13 protein-coding genes are annotated in these 17,109 nt (G+C 37.5%); 2 read left to right on the forward strand and 11 right to left on the reverse strand.

The genetic code is table 11. The features are described 5' to 3' along the window. Positions 1-14: 14 nt before the first annotated feature. The 5 genes from AB3N04_RS00375 to AB3N04_RS00395 all read right to left on the reverse strand — a co-directional run bounded on the left by AB3N04_RS00375 (position 15) and on the right by AB3N04_RS00395 (position 2,611). The gene (locus AB3N04_RS00375) at positions 15-521 is read right to left on the reverse strand and encodes a DUF4652 domain-containing protein (protein WP_368502826.1); all 507 of its coding nucleotides are present in this window, start codon (positions 519-521) and stop codon (positions 15-17) included. Continuing rightward, positions 518-973 carry a restriction endonuclease gene (locus AB3N04_RS00380; RefSeq protein ID WP_368502827.1) on the reverse strand — a complete coding sequence of 152 codons (456 nt, stop codon included), beginning with the start codon at positions 971-973 and terminating at the stop codon, positions 518-520. Before AB3N04_RS00380 ends, AB3N04_RS00375 begins: the two co-directional genes overlap by 4 nt. 97 nt (positions 974-1,070) lie before the next feature. Continuing rightward, a complete protein-coding gene (locus tag AB3N04_RS00385; RefSeq protein WP_368502828.1) occupies positions 1,071-2,039 on the reverse strand; it encodes a DNA-binding protein in 969 nt (322 codons plus the stop codon). 66 nt (positions 2,040-2,105) lie between these two features. After that, a complete protein-coding gene (locus AB3N04_RS00390) occupies positions 2,106-2,420 on the reverse strand; it encodes a hypothetical protein (RefSeq protein ID WP_368502829.1) in 315 nt (104 codons plus the stop codon). 50 nt (positions 2,421-2,470) lie between these two features. After that, the gene (locus tag AB3N04_RS00395; protein ID WP_368502830.1) at positions 2,471-2,611 is read right to left on the reverse strand and encodes a hypothetical protein; all 141 of its coding nucleotides are present in this window, start codon (positions 2,609-2,611) and stop codon (positions 2,471-2,473) included. Between the two features lie 375 nt (positions 2,612-2,986). Between AB3N04_RS00395 and AB3N04_RS00400 the strand changes: the two genes are divergently transcribed. Beyond that, the gene (locus tag AB3N04_RS00400) at positions 2,987-4,156 is read left to right on the forward strand and encodes a tyrosine-type recombinase/integrase (protein ID WP_368502831.1); all 1,170 of its coding nucleotides are present in this window, start codon (positions 2,987-2,989) and stop codon (positions 4,154-4,156) included. A gap of 101 nt (positions 4,157-4,257) precedes the next feature. Further along, entirely contained in the window at positions 4,258-4,950 is a 693-nt protein-coding gene (locus AB3N04_RS00405) for a hypothetical protein (RefSeq protein ID WP_368502832.1), read from the forward strand. 785 nt (positions 4,951-5,735) lie between these two features. On the opposite strand, the gene AB3N04_RS00410 is transcribed toward AB3N04_RS00405, so the two are convergent. The 6 genes from AB3N04_RS00410 to AB3N04_RS00435 form a co-directional block, all read right to left on the reverse strand. Beyond that, on the reverse strand, positions 5,736-5,867 hold the full coding sequence (locus tag AB3N04_RS00410; protein WP_368502833.1) for a hypothetical protein: 132 nt from the start codon (positions 5,865-5,867) through the stop codon (positions 5,736-5,738). A 64-nt stretch (positions 5,868-5,931) separates the two neighbouring features. Continuing rightward, a complete protein-coding gene (locus AB3N04_RS00415; RefSeq protein WP_368502834.1) occupies positions 5,932-9,432 on the reverse strand; it encodes a PKD domain-containing protein in 3,501 nt (1,166 codons plus the stop codon). 3 nt (positions 9,433-9,435) lie between these two features. Next, on the reverse strand, positions 9,436-11,502 hold the full coding sequence (locus AB3N04_RS00420) for a cell wall-binding repeat-containing protein (RefSeq protein WP_368502835.1): 2,067 nt from the start codon (positions 11,500-11,502) through the stop codon (positions 9,436-9,438). A 339-nt stretch (positions 11,503-11,841) separates the two neighbouring features. After that, positions 11,842-14,514 (reverse strand): hypothetical protein, encoded by a 2,673-nt coding sequence (locus AB3N04_RS00425; RefSeq protein WP_368502836.1) that lies wholly within the window; start codon positions 14,512-14,514, stop codon positions 11,842-11,844. Continuing rightward, on the reverse strand, positions 14,508-16,010 hold the full coding sequence (locus AB3N04_RS00430; RefSeq protein ID WP_368502837.1) for a PKD domain-containing protein: 1,503 nt from the start codon (positions 16,008-16,010) through the stop codon (positions 14,508-14,510). Before AB3N04_RS00430 ends, AB3N04_RS00425 begins: the two co-directional genes overlap by 7 nt. Then, on the reverse strand, positions 15,943-17,106 hold the full coding sequence (locus AB3N04_RS00435) for a hypothetical protein (RefSeq protein ID WP_368502838.1): 1,164 nt from the start codon (positions 17,104-17,106) through the stop codon (positions 15,943-15,945). Before AB3N04_RS00435 ends, AB3N04_RS00430 begins: the two co-directional genes overlap by 68 nt. Between the last annotated feature and the right edge of the window lie 3 nt (positions 17,107-17,109).

Raw genomic sequence — 17,109 nt, forward strand, 5'->3', positions numbered from 1 at the left:
TGGTGGGTAGTTCACTAACTTAACATCGAATCAAGCGATATGTTATTTGTATATGTTTCAGATTTCTCATAATTAGAATCTGTATATTTAATACCATTGTAATACAGGATTCCATCTTCTATCTTGAAATCTAAAATTTGAATGTCACTTTCATATTGAGTAATTTGTAATTTTTCTTTAGTGGAGACATTTACACTGAAGATATTACCACCGACAGATAAGGTCCCATGTCCATATCCAATAATAACAAACACTCTTTCATCATCCTGCCATAGAACATTTTTCGGTATCCAATCACCTGCTGGCTCAACTAAAATCTTTTGATCCCCATTTTCTAAATCAACTAGATATAACGTTCCTTGTTCCTCCCACTCTAAAGGTGAGATATAAACAGCGTGTTTATTATTAGGAGATTTCACAGGTTCTCCTGGTGCATTATCAGCAAGAATATCACAGTTGCCGTTCGGGTATACCAATTCCACCTTTTCCGTCTTGGAATTTAATCGAATATCAAACATCATACACCCTCCTTAAATTTCCCATAATATAATATATCCAATAACTCAGGATGTTCCTTACAGATTTCTTCTACTTCCGTTAGTGTTAGTATACGACATTTTGAACTCTGAAGATACATAGCAGAACTATTATAGATTGTATCCATTTGATTTGATGTAGGATTGAAAGATAAAACCAGCACCCAAAAATCAGGATGATGTTGAGCAGCTTTCACCATATCATTAGCTAATTCAGATATAGGTGGCATCTTTTTTCGTTTCTTACATTGAAAGACCCACTTTCTTTCGTAGCCTAACTTAAACGGCAATTCTTCATACGTAAAAGCTACAACATCCCTTCCTTTATCACTACCATGTTCCCCATGCCATTCTCTATTTTTAAATCCATAATGTCCTACAACATGAAACATAAATAATTCAAAATTTGTACCACTTACCTCTTCCCATTTAATCATGTTTCCCCTCCTGCTTGTTATATGCTAACAATAAAGTATCTTCCTTTGTTCTCAAGAGGCACCCACTCAAATTGGTATGACCCTTCTATATTCTTAATCACCCAACCTGATCGCCTTTTGAAATTTGTTTTAACTTCTCTTGTATATAATTCTCTACGTCTATTCCCTCAAATTTTGCTTTTTCTTCCATGCTAGCAAATAACTCTTCATCCAACACCAAGCTAACTTTACGATCTGTGCTCGCAAAGAAAAAGTCTTCTTTTCTCTCCTGTAGCTTGCCACTTATCAATGACCGTTTAGCATGTTCCAGTAACTCGTGATCCACACTTCCCTCATCGAAGCGAATAAGGAATGGTTTGCACTTCACGATCAGCTTCTGATCAGTTTCTTCTATAGAATAGTTTCTTACTCCGCTTTGTTCAGCGATTCTTTCTATAAACGTATAGGTTAAAGCTCGAACATGACTAGGTAAAATGAAACTAAAGGTTACTTCCCCTATTCGATTATTTAATTTCCCGATGTTATAGGTAGTTAGCGGCTCATAGTTCAATGGCAATTGAGTTAAAGGAATACGTTCACCCATCGCATTTAGTGCATATCCTTCCTCTTTATCGATAGACATCACACGTACCATTTCACCCGATTGCTTATTCCGATAAGACTGGTATAGGAAGATTCGTTGCTGTGAATCAAAATGCTTTTTACTCTTATTCTTTTTCGATAGAAACTTCTCTTTAAACTGTTGAAGCCTTTCATCTTCTTGGACATAATAAACTGGCTTGCTTAGTACATTGCTGACTTTAACTGATAATTCACCTTTATTGATGGCTGTTAGGATTTGATAAGGTTTACAACCGTTCCCTACATATTCAGACGTCTGTTTGGTCGTCAGGCCTCCAGGATATAGTTTCTCTTTCAACTCACTCACTTGTTCGTCTGGAATGATATACTCTCCCTCTATATGCCATGAATCCATGTTATCCGGTATCAATATACCTTCCTTTATGTACGTAGATATAGTGGTTAAACTCACATTAAGTATTTCTGCTGCTGCTTTAGCATTCAACCTACATTCCCCTCCCTGTAATTTTTCTCTATTTGATCAAGTTTTTTATTTCTGTTCTAACTATGTTTACTCTAACCCTCTGGACTTTCTTTGCTCTGCTGCCCATTCTTCAATCTCTCGTTCAAACAGTAGATAGTTTGATTGATCTCCATTAGGTTCTCTGACAACAGCGCACCATTGTGCAACTCCATACCAATCGCCAATATTCTTCAATTCAATGGTAACGTTGAAATCTTTTCCCTGAACGGTAATACTCCAAAGTCTCGGCAGAATTTCCTTTCTATTTACCTTCTCTTCATCAATGAGAAAGTTGCCAACAAATAATTCGTATCTTTTTAGAATTTCTTCATCACTGAACGTTAACAGGTTACTTTCATTCATATTTATCTCTCCTTTACTGTTCATGACTGTATTAGGTTCGTGTATTGCTATCAATCAACTTCGCACATATCGCAATCCACAATAATTTCTTCCTTCATTCTTTCCCAGACGGGGCGATCATCCCAAGGGATCACTGGCACTTTACCAGTCCCCTTACAATGATAACAATCTTCTCGTTTTTGAATTTCCATAAAGCTACCTCATTTCCAATTATATTTTATTTACTAGTAAGTTTAAATGAATTATTCGTCAATCTGTTCTTAAACCAATTTTACTATGCTATAGATTGATAGTTAAATCTATATTAAATTGTATGTAACTGATTGAATTTCGACATTTTATAAAAGTTAATACACTTTCAAGTTAAGTATTTTTCGTGCAATTGATAATAAAGAATATATTTCATATAATTTATCTTTATTTAAAGATTATTTACAGATAGAAAAATTAGGTATTATTCTATATAAATCAAAGTACCTTATATTTTAACTTAATCAAGTAACAAGATTATGATAAGGTAAACGTATGTTTTTATTTATATCTACTAGTAAGGGGGTAAAAACGTATTGAATAATCCTAACAATAAATTAATAAGCACAAGTAAAAATCAATTGCCGATTGGTGATCAATCCCATCTCCCTTCTTTATATAAATCTTTCTTAGATACTGGTCAATATAATGAGTTAGAAATGAGACTCTATGAAAATGAGCGTTTAACATTTGATTCCTTTCACTCATTCACCGATCAAGAACTGATTTATTATTATCTACATAAGCCGACTTATGATGATGAGAGTAAAAACAAAACTGAGCAAACGAAAAAGGAATATATTCGCGATATTCTTCAATTCTATTCATTCATTCATTTCTCCATAAATAATGAACTAACACATGACCAGCTGCTTCCCTCCTATTTAAAAGCGATAGAAAAGAGACATATTCGTCAATATCAGGAATGGCTTAGAAATTTAAAACGAGCCGATGGGAAAGTAGGTTATCCTTCCTCTACTCGCACACGAAAAAACATCGTGATTAAAGGCTTTTTACGTTGGCTACACGAAGAAGATATTATTGACTATCCTCTTTATGCTACTTTTAGGATGAGCACTACCCGTAAACAGGAACGGCCAGATCGGTATTTAAGTCTAGAAGAAGTTCAATCCCTTTTATCTTTTTATAAGCACCACCCCATTAACCATGCGTTGCTTATTACTCTTGCAACAACAGGATTACGTGTGAATGAAATCGCCACAGCTACTTGGGGCAATGTATATCAAGATTCAAGTGTTAAAGATGGAGCTTATTATTTAAAAGTCATAGGTAAAGGTGGTGTGGAACGTCATGCGCGGTTAATGGAGCCAACAGTCAGTAGCATTTTCCGTTTTAGAGAACGCAGAGGATTAACTTGTGAAGTAGATCCAAAAGATGATAGACCTTTATTTACTACAAACAAAGGCCATTTTTACTCTTATAAATACTTAAGCAACTATATAATTGATATCATTAAGCGATCGGAACTTGATTGGCTGGGTCATAAAGTTGGCAATATCAGTCCACATTGGTTTCGGCATTTTTTTGTGAACTATTCAGTAATGGAGTTAGGGCTACCGATTGAACAAGTGCAGCATACAGTTGGTCATTCTTCTAGAACCACAACAGAAGGGTACGTAAGCAAACATCTACAGAAAAAGAATGACGCTTCCCTCCACTGGAATGAAAACGAGTTTACTATTTAATACATGTCTAAGGTCATGATCATAGTGCCTATTACTCTTTTTCGGTATTCATGTTTACTTCAGTTAAGATTGTCTAAAATAAATGAAAAGGAGAGGTGAACATGGTAGAGGAGAATAATAGGTTACTTAATGAATGGGTACATTGCAACCACAATTTAGGCTGGAGCGCTCGAAAGATAGCAAAGGAATATGGTTGTGGTCATAGTACAGTCAGTCGATCATTTCAAAATAATGGATATGAACTTAGAAAACATCACAACACAAGCTTCGTAGACTTATCATATAAGAGATTTGGCTTATTAACTGTAATTAGACCACTAAGAAGTGATACTAAAGGTTCAACGATCTGGGAGTGTACATGCTACTGTCAACCTGATAAAACGCTTGAGGTTCATACTTATGATTTAAGAAAAAGAAATAAAACACATTGCGGCTGTAAGTTTAAAGGCAAGCACGATCTAATGCACAAACGATTTGGCTCCTTAACCGCTATTAAAGAGTTGCCTGAAAGGAAAAACGGCTTTGTAGTCTGGCATTGCCTTTGCGATTGTAAAAACACAAAACAAGTCACCTCTCACGACTTACTACGGAAAAGCGTACAGTCCTGTGGTTGTAATAAATCTCGTAGTTTAATTGGGGTACAATTTGGTTTACTAACAGTAATTGGGATGACCCCAAAAAGATTACATGGTTATAAAGTTTGGAATTGTAAGTGTGAATGTGGGAGGGAAATAGACATAGCTACAAACCAATTATCAAGACAACAAATTCAATCTTGTGGATGTTCATCTTGATTATTGAAATTCTATTACTTGCTAATGCTATAGTACATTACCTAAGATGAAGTGGGACTTTTTTGGTGGCGGTTGTTAGATTCCCTACTATACCTAAACATGAGTGTATGTAGTTCATTTCCTTACTCGTAATATACTGCATATGACATACTTTGTTTCTTATTTTGGTAAGTTGTTTTAATTTTTTTATTGTGGAATCTTTGAGGAATGAGGAATTATACCTTTCTAAATCCATTATTAATTGGGAAAATGAAGCGGTGTTAAATTGTTGCGAAGAGATTGCTCGCCTCTCTAGAAGTAGATCTTTAATGTAGGTTTCGATCTGAAAGAGTATCTTATAAGCTTCGACATTTCGTGAGGGGGGTTTGTATTCAGATAGTTTTTGCAATATTATCACCTTTCTATTAATGTTAAGCTTAATATTCTACAATTTATATTACAATTCCTCTTAAAAAGAAAAAGCTCTTAAGTAACAGTCTCCTTTACTTAAAAGCACAGTTAAATTCGCTTTATCTATTCAGTTTTCTAAAACAATGCTATTTGCTCATGAGCTCTACTTTTTTTATCTTTTACTTTATTTACTTTTGATCGAGCCCCAGACGCGTCTTCCTTAGTATAATTCAGTACATAATTTAGAGAATGCGGTTCCTTACATATTGAACATATATAAGTAACCTTTGGTATACGAGAGGATGCAAGTATTACTCTCTGTTCCCTAGACAAGCGCTTTTCTTGAGCGCACTTCCCACATATCTTATCCATCTTTATATCACCTACCATATATTTTAAAACAAGCTCCCTAAAAAAATAGCAACTATAGTTACAAAGCCAATCGCTACGGGTAATCCGATCCAGGTAAGTAATATCCCTCTTCTCTTTTTCCTCTGCTGGATTTCTTCTGGAGATAAAAATTTCATAGTAGTCTTTCTCCTCACGTATTTAGAATAGCCTCCTCTACTTTCTAGTAAAGGAGGCTATTAATTAATTTGTTCTATAAAAATTCAATGCATCATATATCGAACCAATAATATTAATTGTCACTATATCCTCTCGTACTGTTCCATTGCTATATTGAACACTAAATGTAAAATCTACCGACCCTTTAAGCTGCGTAGAAGTCTGCTCAAATGATTCATCATAAAGCTCTCCTACCCATTTCCCATCTCTTGCTGCTACTAAATCTACGGTATACTCTGCTACGCTTCCATTTGTGCGATTCCCAACCATAGTTACATTTACATAGTCAATATCGTGCTCAACAGGTACAGCTTCCAGAACAAATAACTCTCCTGAATAAAATGAGGACGGGTGATTACCAATGCGATTATGATAAGTATTCCATTGCTCTGTATGGTTTACATAACCAACTATACTAAGCGGCAAGGCAACAACTATATGAGTGATTTCACTTGTACTACCATACGAATCAGTAACTTTTAGATGAATCTTATAGTTTCCTTCCTCTGTTGCTTGAAAAGAGAAATCTTGCTCATTATAAGTGCTTATTTCTCCTGTTGGTGATGTTACAACATATTCATGCGTAATCGTATCGCCTTCTGGATCGCTTGAAGTTGATTCTACATTGACGTGATCATTAATCATCACTTGGTTACTAACAATAAAAGCAGCATTTGGTGGTAAGTTCTCGACAACAACTTCTCTTATCCATGAATGAGTTGCATTATAGGTATCAGTTGTAGTTAGCCGGACCTCATACGTCGCTACATTCGGGAAAGTATAAGATGTATTTCTTGACGTACTAATCTGAGTCCAGGAACTCTCTTCTTTTTCTTTAATTTCCCATACGTATGTTAAATCATCATCCTCTGGATCTGTTGATGTATTAGTAAAGGAAACAGGAGTTAATCGATTAGTAGGGGTTGAATCTATAGAAAAGTCAGCTGTAGGAGCTAAGTTATTTACTACGACTTCTCTTACCCTTGTATGGTTAGCTCCATGTGAATCTGTAGCAGTTAATCGTACTTCATATGTTCCTACTTGTGGGAAGCGGAAGTTTGGATTTGTCGTTGTACTAAATTGACTCCAACTGCTGGTTCCTTTTAAGCGCTGTTCCCATCTGTACGTCAATGTATCTCCATCAGAATCATTTGAAGTATTCGTAAACTGAACATTTCGCGTTCGATCCGTAGGATTAGGTGATCCTGAAAAATTAGCTGTAGGAGCTAAATTATTTACCCTTAACTCTTGTATGATTTGATCAGATTGATTAAATTGATCGGTTACTATTTGTCTAATCTCATAAGTGGCGACACTACTAAAGCGATTAGAAAAGTTACTTTGTGTTGACAGAGGTTGCCAAGCACTATTCCCTTTAATTCGATAATGGTACGCATGCGTTAAATTTAAATCATTTGGGTGTGAGGCCGTTGATCGAATCGTAACATCCCTTAACCGATCACTTGGATTCGGATTCATTGTAAACCCAGCACTTGGTGGATCTCTCTCAACTTGAAAGTTTCTCATATCTCCCACAATCGTATCACCATAACGGTTATTTATTGTTATTCTATAATTGTAGGTTCCATTTAATATTCCACCAGGCAAAAGAAAGTCTACATTATTAGGCGGTTGCCCCTCTGCTTCTCTCTTAAATACGACTCCACCGCTTGAATTGGTCACCTCAAACATATAGGATTTCAAAGAGTATTTTTGAGAGGTTTCTAAAGAAAATTTAACTGTTTCACCTGCTCGATAGATATCCTTATCTGCCTTTGCTGTTGGTTTACTCATATCAACCACCTGAAAGGTGGCCGTACTGTTATCTACAACTTGTCCGAATTGAGTATGATTACCATCAGAGTCCGATTGGGTATGTAATCGATATTCCCCTTCTTCTGTGGGGGAGAAGCGATACATTAAATCATATGATTTTTTTGCGGGTACTTGAAAATCATTCACCGTATTTTGGTGGTAGCTGAGGGCATTGTTAGACAGTCTGGATGTATCTATAGGTAATTGGGTGTTCCCATCTATATGCCGAAGATTCATATTAACCTTTTGAGTAGAAATTCCACCGAAATCTCTATACGTTGAGTAATCAAAGGACCCATCATTCCTAATAGTTTGTTTAATATCTATAGTAGGAAGGGTGTTTCCTGTGTAGTTGAACCTTTTCCCATTTAAATCTTGATTGTCCACTGATTGTTGCACTCCAAAGTCCGGTCTACCTTTAAGTGCAAATAAGTTGTTTGCACCAGCAGCATACAAATGATTGTCTGCTCCAATAATATGTTCAACTCGCTGACCAATATTGAAACTAGCAACAGGAGCTGTTAGCGTTTCATCTAAATACCAATCTACTAATTCCATGGTTGATGGGTTTAACGCCCATACATCACCTGCTGAATCACCAAAGTAAATTAAATCTGAAATAAATACAGGCGTAGTGGTTACAGGGCGGTGGTGTACATACGATGTTTTTTCTTCGCGTATATTTTCTAGTTTATGCCTCGTAACAGTTCCTTTATCGAGTATCACGCCATTCTCTCTGGATTGTAAGGAAGATGTATACGCATATTCATCATGGATTAACACACCCCCCACTGACTTATCTCCACCGGTAATTCGATTACCTACATAAGCTATGTTTTGTATTCGGTTACCTTCCATATCATGGGCATAGAATCTACCTTCTTTATCTACTGTATAGAGTGTGTTAGAGTGATAAGCTCCAGCCTTTGGCACTCCGCTAAGAAATTGTATCGTATAATCGGCTCTAACATTACGATCTGGTCTTTCAATAATGTATCCATACCCTCTACCGTCCCCATGATCAGTGAAAACAATCCCTCTATAGTACATCCCATTTGTAATACCAGTAACCTTACCACCATTAGGAATTTCAATACTCCCATCAGGTTGCATGGTATCGCTATCAACTACAAATATTTCTGAATCTGAAGCAGCTAACAACTGCCCATACCAACCGCTATATCCTATATGTCGAATAGGTCCTCCACCAAGGTTAGGGGAATAGTGAGCTACTTGCTCTCCTGGTCTATTATGCAATGTAGTCCCTGTTATTTTAGCGACTCGTCCATTATCTAAACCGGCAGCCATTACAACGCCTGATGAAGCAGATGATATTGTATCTATATGTGATGTAATATTACCATTCATCGTGTATCTGAATGGGTTACCAGCAGTATATGAAGAGGTACTCTCCACAGCTGTTTGGTTATTAAGTCCATGCATTGTATTACCAACACCGTAATAAATCCTATAATTAGTAAGAGAGAACCCTATATTGGGGTTCCCACTCACATCTTTATACCAAGCAAAACCTAAAGGTGGTATAACAGATTCATCATTACTTTTATATGTTCGGTGACTATTAGAGCCTACTTGTGCAGATCCCGCACCTCTCACCCGGTCACTATCATCATTTGCTTCGGCTACCGTAGTAGGTGTTGTTGTAGCCATTACCAACATTAGCGCTAGAGGGAGTAACCTTTTTTTCAATGATTACTCCTCCTTTAATTGATTGACTACATTTTCTGAAACCGCATTAGTGCCTCCTAAGACATACACATTACGTTCTTTACCAATATAGTCCATTGTAGATTTCAATGTATTATTGGTGCTCGTTAGTAATACGGGCACTTTATTATCAAAGGCAAATCGACTACCAGATAGCGCATCTGGAAAGTTTCGTCCATTAGTTAATGTTACTCCTTTTGCGTTTGGGTAATATTTTGTTGCTACCTCTAAAGAAGTCTGATAACGATCTGCTCCACGCACACGTTCTACAGAAATTTGCGATTTCTTTAAACTTTCTTCAACACTTTCACTAATAGCATTATATCCACCTATAATAGTTACTTTCTTGACTCCGTTATCTTTTAGGTAATCTAAAACGCGATTATCCAACGTTTTTCTTTGATGTACTAGGATAGGTGCCTTCTTTTCTGTTGCGTAAGGAACAATTGATAATGCATCAGCAAAGTCGTTCCCGTTTACTAAGAATACTTCACTTGGATTCGCATTGGCTCTTTTAGCGATTTCAATTGAAGTACTTACGCGGTCTATTCCACCGATTCGGTTCACCTTAAAATCTCTCTTCAAGATATTCTCTGTACTTTGAGATACAGCTGCTGTACCACCCAAAATCGTGATAGTGCCATTAGGCTTTAATAGACGTTTAGCTTCTTCTACTACACCATTACGAACACTAGTCCAATCATTAATAAGAAGAATAGTACCGTTTTGACTATTATTTAATACGCCACCCGCTAACGCATCAGGGAAGTTTTGGCCATTGGTAACAATAACTGTATCTAATGTACCCGATGGTATTTTATTAGAAAGCTCTATAGAAGTTTGATACCTTGAGCTACCACTAATGCGTTCTATAGTACGTTCTGTAACTTCCGGTTGTGGTTGTGGTTCTGGTTCCGGCTTTGGCTCTGGCTCCGGTTGTGGCTCTGGTTCCGGCTTTGGCTCTGGCTTTGGCTCTGGCTTTGGCTCCGGTTGTGGTTCTGGTTCCGGCTTTGGCTCTGGCTTTGGCTCCGGTTGTGGTTCTGGTTCCGGCTTTGGCTCTGGCTTTGGCTCCGGTTGTGGTTCTGGTTCCGGTTTTGGCTCTGGCTCCGGTTGTGGCTCTGGTTCCGGCTGTGGAGTACTCGCCTGTTCAAAATTCATTTTTAAAGAATATTCAGGATTAACAAGATATCTATTAGTCAATTCCAATACATACTTACCTGTATAACTTTCGTTGTCTACATTAAAAGTTGCGGTTTCAACTTGATTAGGCATACTGTCTCTAGTGAGATGGGAACCTACTACCTCGAATGTACCATCCTTTTTTTCAGCATTTAATACGTATACTAAACTGCCGTTCAACCCCATTTGCCACCTTTGAAATTCATCATCTGGATATTTCACGCTAAATGTGATTTCACCCTTATTTCCTCCAGCTTCAATTGCAAAATAATCTTTTTGATCAAATACCGTATTCCATTTAGATGTAACCCACTTATCACCATCAATGATGGCATATTCAAAGTAGTTATATTCTGGCATCCAATATGTATTCGGAGCATGAGGATCACTTGACGAAGGGTTAGCACCATGCAAGACTCGTAGTTTATATTTCACAAGAGTTCGGTCTACCAACCAAGGTTGAGGTTGAACTCTGACATACACTTCAGATTCCTTTTTATAGTTATAAAATTCTATAGCATCACCAGAGCTTATCTGAGTTAACCTATTATTAGGCATCACCTGAAAAACATCCACTGCCGGTTTGAGGCCCATTCGTGTACCTGCTTCAGTCAACATAAGTAACTCCACTTTACCAAGCTCACCCACCGACAATTTATACCAATTTACATCATCTGCATGTGTGAGTTCTCCTTCAATAATTGTAGCCTTTGAAATGTCTTGTGTTGTCACAGGTGTTAATTCAAATAAGGGTGCATTGTCCATTTCATTTGTAATAGACACAGCATTATCTGCAAATACATTGTACGGAGTCCCTATAATCGGACTCGTAATAAGTGCTGCTGATAGAATAATAGATGGAATCTTTTTCATCTTTTTACCACCTATTGTCGCTAGGACAATTTTCTTATATAACTAATATACCAGAGTCTCTACTAAAACTTAAATTGATACTGTTTAACCATAAAAAAATCCCCATCTTTTAAAAAAACCTAAATACAAAAGGTTTTAAAAGAGGGGGATTCCCGTTACCAATAGTATAATCTACATATGTTAATGATTCAATAAAGGTTTCTTTTATTTTATATTGTTACTAGGTGTTACAATTGTATTAGTTTTATAGTAACAATTCAGTTTAGAAAGTAAAGATATAAAGAAGGGTTCGCTTCTCATTTAAGCGAACCCCTCCATTTTATTGCTTTATACTTGTTTTTATTGACTACGGTAAAACTTAAGAGTTTCATAAGCACTGCCTATTATTTCAACAACAACTATATCGTCTCTTACTACACCATTTTGATACTCTACATAGAAAGTGAAACGAACTGGACCATTTTTCAAACGACTTCTAGGTTCTGCCATTGCCTCATCATACAATGTCCCATGCCACTCAGTATTGGAAAGATAACTCAGATCGGTGTCTAAACTTAATATAGAATTGTTTATTTGGTCCCCACTAAATTCTACCCAAACTTTATTTACTGGGGCATCTGTTACAGTGGCTTCTAACATGAAACTTTCTCCACTGTAGAAATGGTGAGAAGGGTTACCTTCTTCCGAATGTATTTCTTCCCATCTTTCTTTATGTCCTACGCTACCAGTAATCTCTAAATCCTCAACTATAATCGTATCACTGTAACTTACATCACTATGGATACCGTCATTTACATATTGAACAACAGTATAAGCACCTACATGATCGGCTCTAAATGAAGGATTTACTTCCGTTGAAGTAAAGCTTGACCCATTAGGCTGATTAATTACATAACGATGACTTAGAGGATCATCGTCGATATCATATGCTGTACTTGTAATTTGAATTTCATCCCCAACAAAATATGGAGAGTCATGTGTAAATCCAGCTACCGGAGGACTATTTGGAAAGTCGTCTACAATTTCAATTGGTCCTATAAACTCATCAGTTTCACCTTGGTAATCTTCAACCACTTGTCTTAGTTCATATCTCCAAGATGGATTCAACGTTGTTGGATAACCTTCAGTCCAATTTGTTGTGCCTATGCGTCTGTAGCTCCATTCCTTTTCTTTAATGCCTCGTTCCTGCTGCGAAATAGAGTCCAAATCATAGGACTGATCAGCAATTTGAACTTCTCCATTGCTAAGTAGCATATATGCTTTAAATTGAGCAACTGGCTTCCTGTGAACATATACATTCAATGCAGGAGTTGGAGCACTCCAGTATCGGAATTCATCAAAACGATCATCGTCTTTAGGATTATCTCTAGCCCTATAGTAAACTTCGTAATGTCCAACAGTAGGGAAAGAAGTATATGCATTATTACGCCACAAGTCAGAATCCTCAATGACTCCCACTCTACTTTGTTCGTAAGGGGATAACTTATCCGCACCTACTTGCCCTCTCATACGATCGTAATTTTCAAAGTGTTGAGGGTTATGAACAAACTTATATTGATCTTCGTACATAGAATCATTCTCTACATCTGAATATTTCACTGGAAAGTGAACAAGATCGTCCACTAACACATACACACCATCTTCAGCAAAGGTAAAGACATGAATGTCGAAAGACTGCCGAGCAATACCACCTTTGCCATCTCTTGCTACTACATCTACAGTATGTCTACCCACTGGTATATCATCGTCTACAATATCAAACGGTATATTGAACGCTCTTGATACAACGGTGTTACTAGCAGTAGCAGTTTTAGACTTTCCGTTTAGCGTGGCTGTAATTGTTATCGTATCACCGTCTGGGTCACGTACATTCCCTCGAATATTAATATCACTGTAACCAGATGTAGCCCCTAGTAAAGCATGATCATTTTCTATTCCATTCACTAACGTAAGAATAGGACTACGATTAATTGTATAGTTTATTGTCACTTCATAAGCATACGTGTGATTGCTATAGGTTGTTCCTCCCCTATAAGCTGTACCCCTATAATTTTGTCTATAGATGCGTGTATCTGTCTCAAGACGTGTAACAGTTCCAGAGTAATCTTGCATATATCTTCGCGTATCTGTCTCAGGACGTGTAACGGTTCCCGCATAATAAATATTAGCTGACATAGAAGTTTGTTGAAATTCTCCAATGTTTGAACAAGGGGATGGCGCAGGAGTTGGGGCTCCAGGGTGACCGGAAGCTCCCGTCACATTTAAAGAACCAGTATAGCCATCCACATTATAATTATAGGGATCTGGACTATAATTTGATCTTATACGTGACCACCCGCCTCCTGAAGGTACCGGCCTACATTCAAAGGTTGAATAGGAAGTACCAGCTACCGTCCTTGTTACTTCCTTAGAATCAGCAGCTTGAAATGTACCACTAGACACTCTCGGCGCACCATTTGTTGCTAAATTGCCCGAAAAGCCATCTTCATTATAAGGAATACTTGACGGGAAGGTACTTGAACTTTGAGGGCCTCGAACACCAGTTACGGTTTTACTCCCAAAAGGAATAAATTCTCCACTTGTAACAAAACTATCTCCATCCTTAAAAATAATCGATGTACTATACCCACTCTCATCATTATATGAGACGCTATTTGGAAAACTATTATTTGAAGATTCTCGATAAGTAGAGACTGCTTTCGGATATAGATAAGGATCATAAGAGGATTCACGATTCACCCAGTTACCGTTGTTGACATTAACTGTAATATTATTTCCACTCCTCGTGTGGCTTACAGTTCCATTATCAACCGATACCGATTGTACTTGATAAAGATTTGGTATTGAAATTGTTTGAGATTGGCTTCTTTGAGTACTTTCACTAAAGGTAATTGTTCTAGTTCCTGATGTTGCATACGTACTACCAAGAAAGAAAAAATCTTGTACTAGGCTAATCAATATGAGGATGATTAAGGACTTGTAAAAAAATCGTTTTATACCAATCCTCACCACCCCCATTCCACTTGTGGTGCGCGGTTATCCACTTTAATAATCTTTTCTTGTAGTGGTTTATTAGTCGTATCATTTCTACGATAGTCTGAGGTAGTAATAAATTCTGATATGGTTGGCTGCCCAAAAGCTTCAACAACTTCTAACATCACCTCGTAATAACCTACGTCCAAAACTTCATATTCGATGGACGTTTTGTTTGAGTTATCAAGGGTAATCCATTCCTCTCCAACAAATGGCGTTGTGCGGTATCTGTTTTGGGAGTCGTATCGAATCCTCCAAATACGCTGTTGAATCGTATCCCCATCTGGAGATTCACTCAAGTCTACTAAACGAATGGTAGCCTTGTTTCCATTATCAGCATCTCTATAGATCACTGCTTCTGTTGAAAAATTAGCATTTGGTTTTTCATCAGGAGCAATTTCTATAATTTGTTCCGCTTCATCTGTGTACCCTGCTGTATTCTCTACTACTAAACGTACATTGTATCTACCAGATTCTTTAAACAAGATCCCAATCTGTTCATCTATATCTCCAAGTGATCCTTGTACTTTAATAGAGCTTATAGCTTGTCCACTTAATGGAGAAATGACATAGTAAGACGTTGCAGGGTCAATAGGAAAATAATCAGTATTTTTACTTTCATTCATTAACGTGAGCTTACGATTTTCTTTAAACGTTCCCTCTACTTTAAAAGCAGCTTCAGGAATCGCTGGCAACACATTGATATGATGTGTGGTAGAAGCAGTCTGACCAATATCATTTGTGACAGTCAAAGTGACTATTTTTGGTCCCTCATCTAAATAGTAGGTCGTTGACCCTTGCCCTCTAGGTGGATTAATTGTACCAGGGGCGCTCCAGCGATAGTCTACAATTTGACCGTATGGATCACTAGACCTACTACCATCCATGTAAAAAGGTTCTCCTGCTTTAATGCTAGTAGGTGCATCTATTCTCGCGACTGGAGGGTTCCGCACTTCAATTTGCTTCGTCACGTGATGACTCAAACCATTTTCATCAGTTACAGTTAATTTCACATTGAACCAACCTTGCCTACTAAATGTGTGACGTGGGTTTTGGGAATCATAAACACTATTCTCTACTTCCCACTTCCAAGCAACAATCTGTTTATTATCAGGATGATTTGATCTGTCTGTAAAATTAACATTCGTTGATGTCGTTGGTCTGACTGGTAAGAAATTAAAATCAGCTACAGGAGGTCTTAATTCCTCTACAGGTTCCGGATCTGGTTCCACTGGTGTAGTTGGTTCTTCTGGTTCGGGTTCCGGTTCCACCGGATCAGTCGGCTCTTCTGGTTCGGGTTCCGGTTCAGCCGCTTTGCCTACCACTAATGTTTTCAAAATGGAATCTGTTAAACCATTCCGGTCTGTCACTTCGAGCTTAACATCATAGCGTCCCTCATTAATAAAGTCACGTGAGGGGTGTTGGCTCGTAGACATTCTTGTAAAAGGTTGCCCACTCCCATTGCCAAGATTCAATAGCTATACCTTGTGGGTGAGAAGATTGATCTTTAAATTCAACTTTATCGCCTTCTGTTATCGTATTGGGTTCCCATGTAAAATCGGCAACTGGAGGGGGTGGGATTTCAAACTTCATTTGGATACGATAATCGGTTAATGGATTTTCGAATCTAGTTGCATGGTAATTGTAATAGGTAAATCCTCTATGAGCACCACTTGGCATCCCATCAGTAATCCGATAGTAATCCCAATCAGAATATTTCATATTCTTCATATAAGGGTCATTACCAGGACTATAAAAAACAGGGTGTGCTCGACCATGCCACAAATCCCTTACAACATAGTTTCTAAGCTCTTGTTCGCCCCAAACCTTCCACAATTCTGAACCTGCTAGCCAAGGTCTATTACCCGATTCGTCCCTCTTAACCAAAACGTCCTCATAGCTGTTAAAGGTTCTTTGATCAAATACTTTAGGAAAGTTCGTAGGTCTCCAAGGATACTCGGATCTCGACCCCGGAAAAGAATTCCACTCGTGTGGGAGGTTTCTTTGTTGCGATCCTACCATGTCCATCAATCCTATTTGATTTCGCGACAATACATCTGTAGACATATTGTGGTTGTCTCTAAACATTAACATGTAAGCATCAGCTTCAGATATTGGGTAGGTCCTTCCTCGGTGTACTGGATAAACGATCGCTTCCACAGGTTTATAATGTTCTGGATAACGATCAATGATACTCTTCACCTTTAAATTCACATCACTTTGATTCTCAGCATTAACTATTTCTGGTGAAGTCATATATTCATCATGCAGAATACTCTCTCTAAAAGAGCTTACTTGATTCCAAACTAATGTTCTGTGTAATATAGCATCTTGAGTACCTTCAAGGGGATCATTAATATACATGTTAAATTGAATCCCTCTAACTGAATTAGGGTGTGGCCCACTAGTTGGTATGCTACCTTGAGGCGATACTAATAAACGATTTACATCCACTCCCCAATACCTTTCCATGTTCTGGTTAGCATTAACAATTGATTTGGGGAGAGCAGACTCAATAAAAATGATGAGCAACACCATTAAAATGATCCATGAACCTTTAAATTTCTTCATTTA

Origin of the sequence: Alkalihalophilus sp. As8PL, from assembly GCF_040939795.1 — a bacterium.
Classification (GTDB): Bacteria; Bacillota; Bacilli; order Bacillales; family Bacillaceae_D; genus Alkalihalophilus; species Alkalihalophilus lindianensis.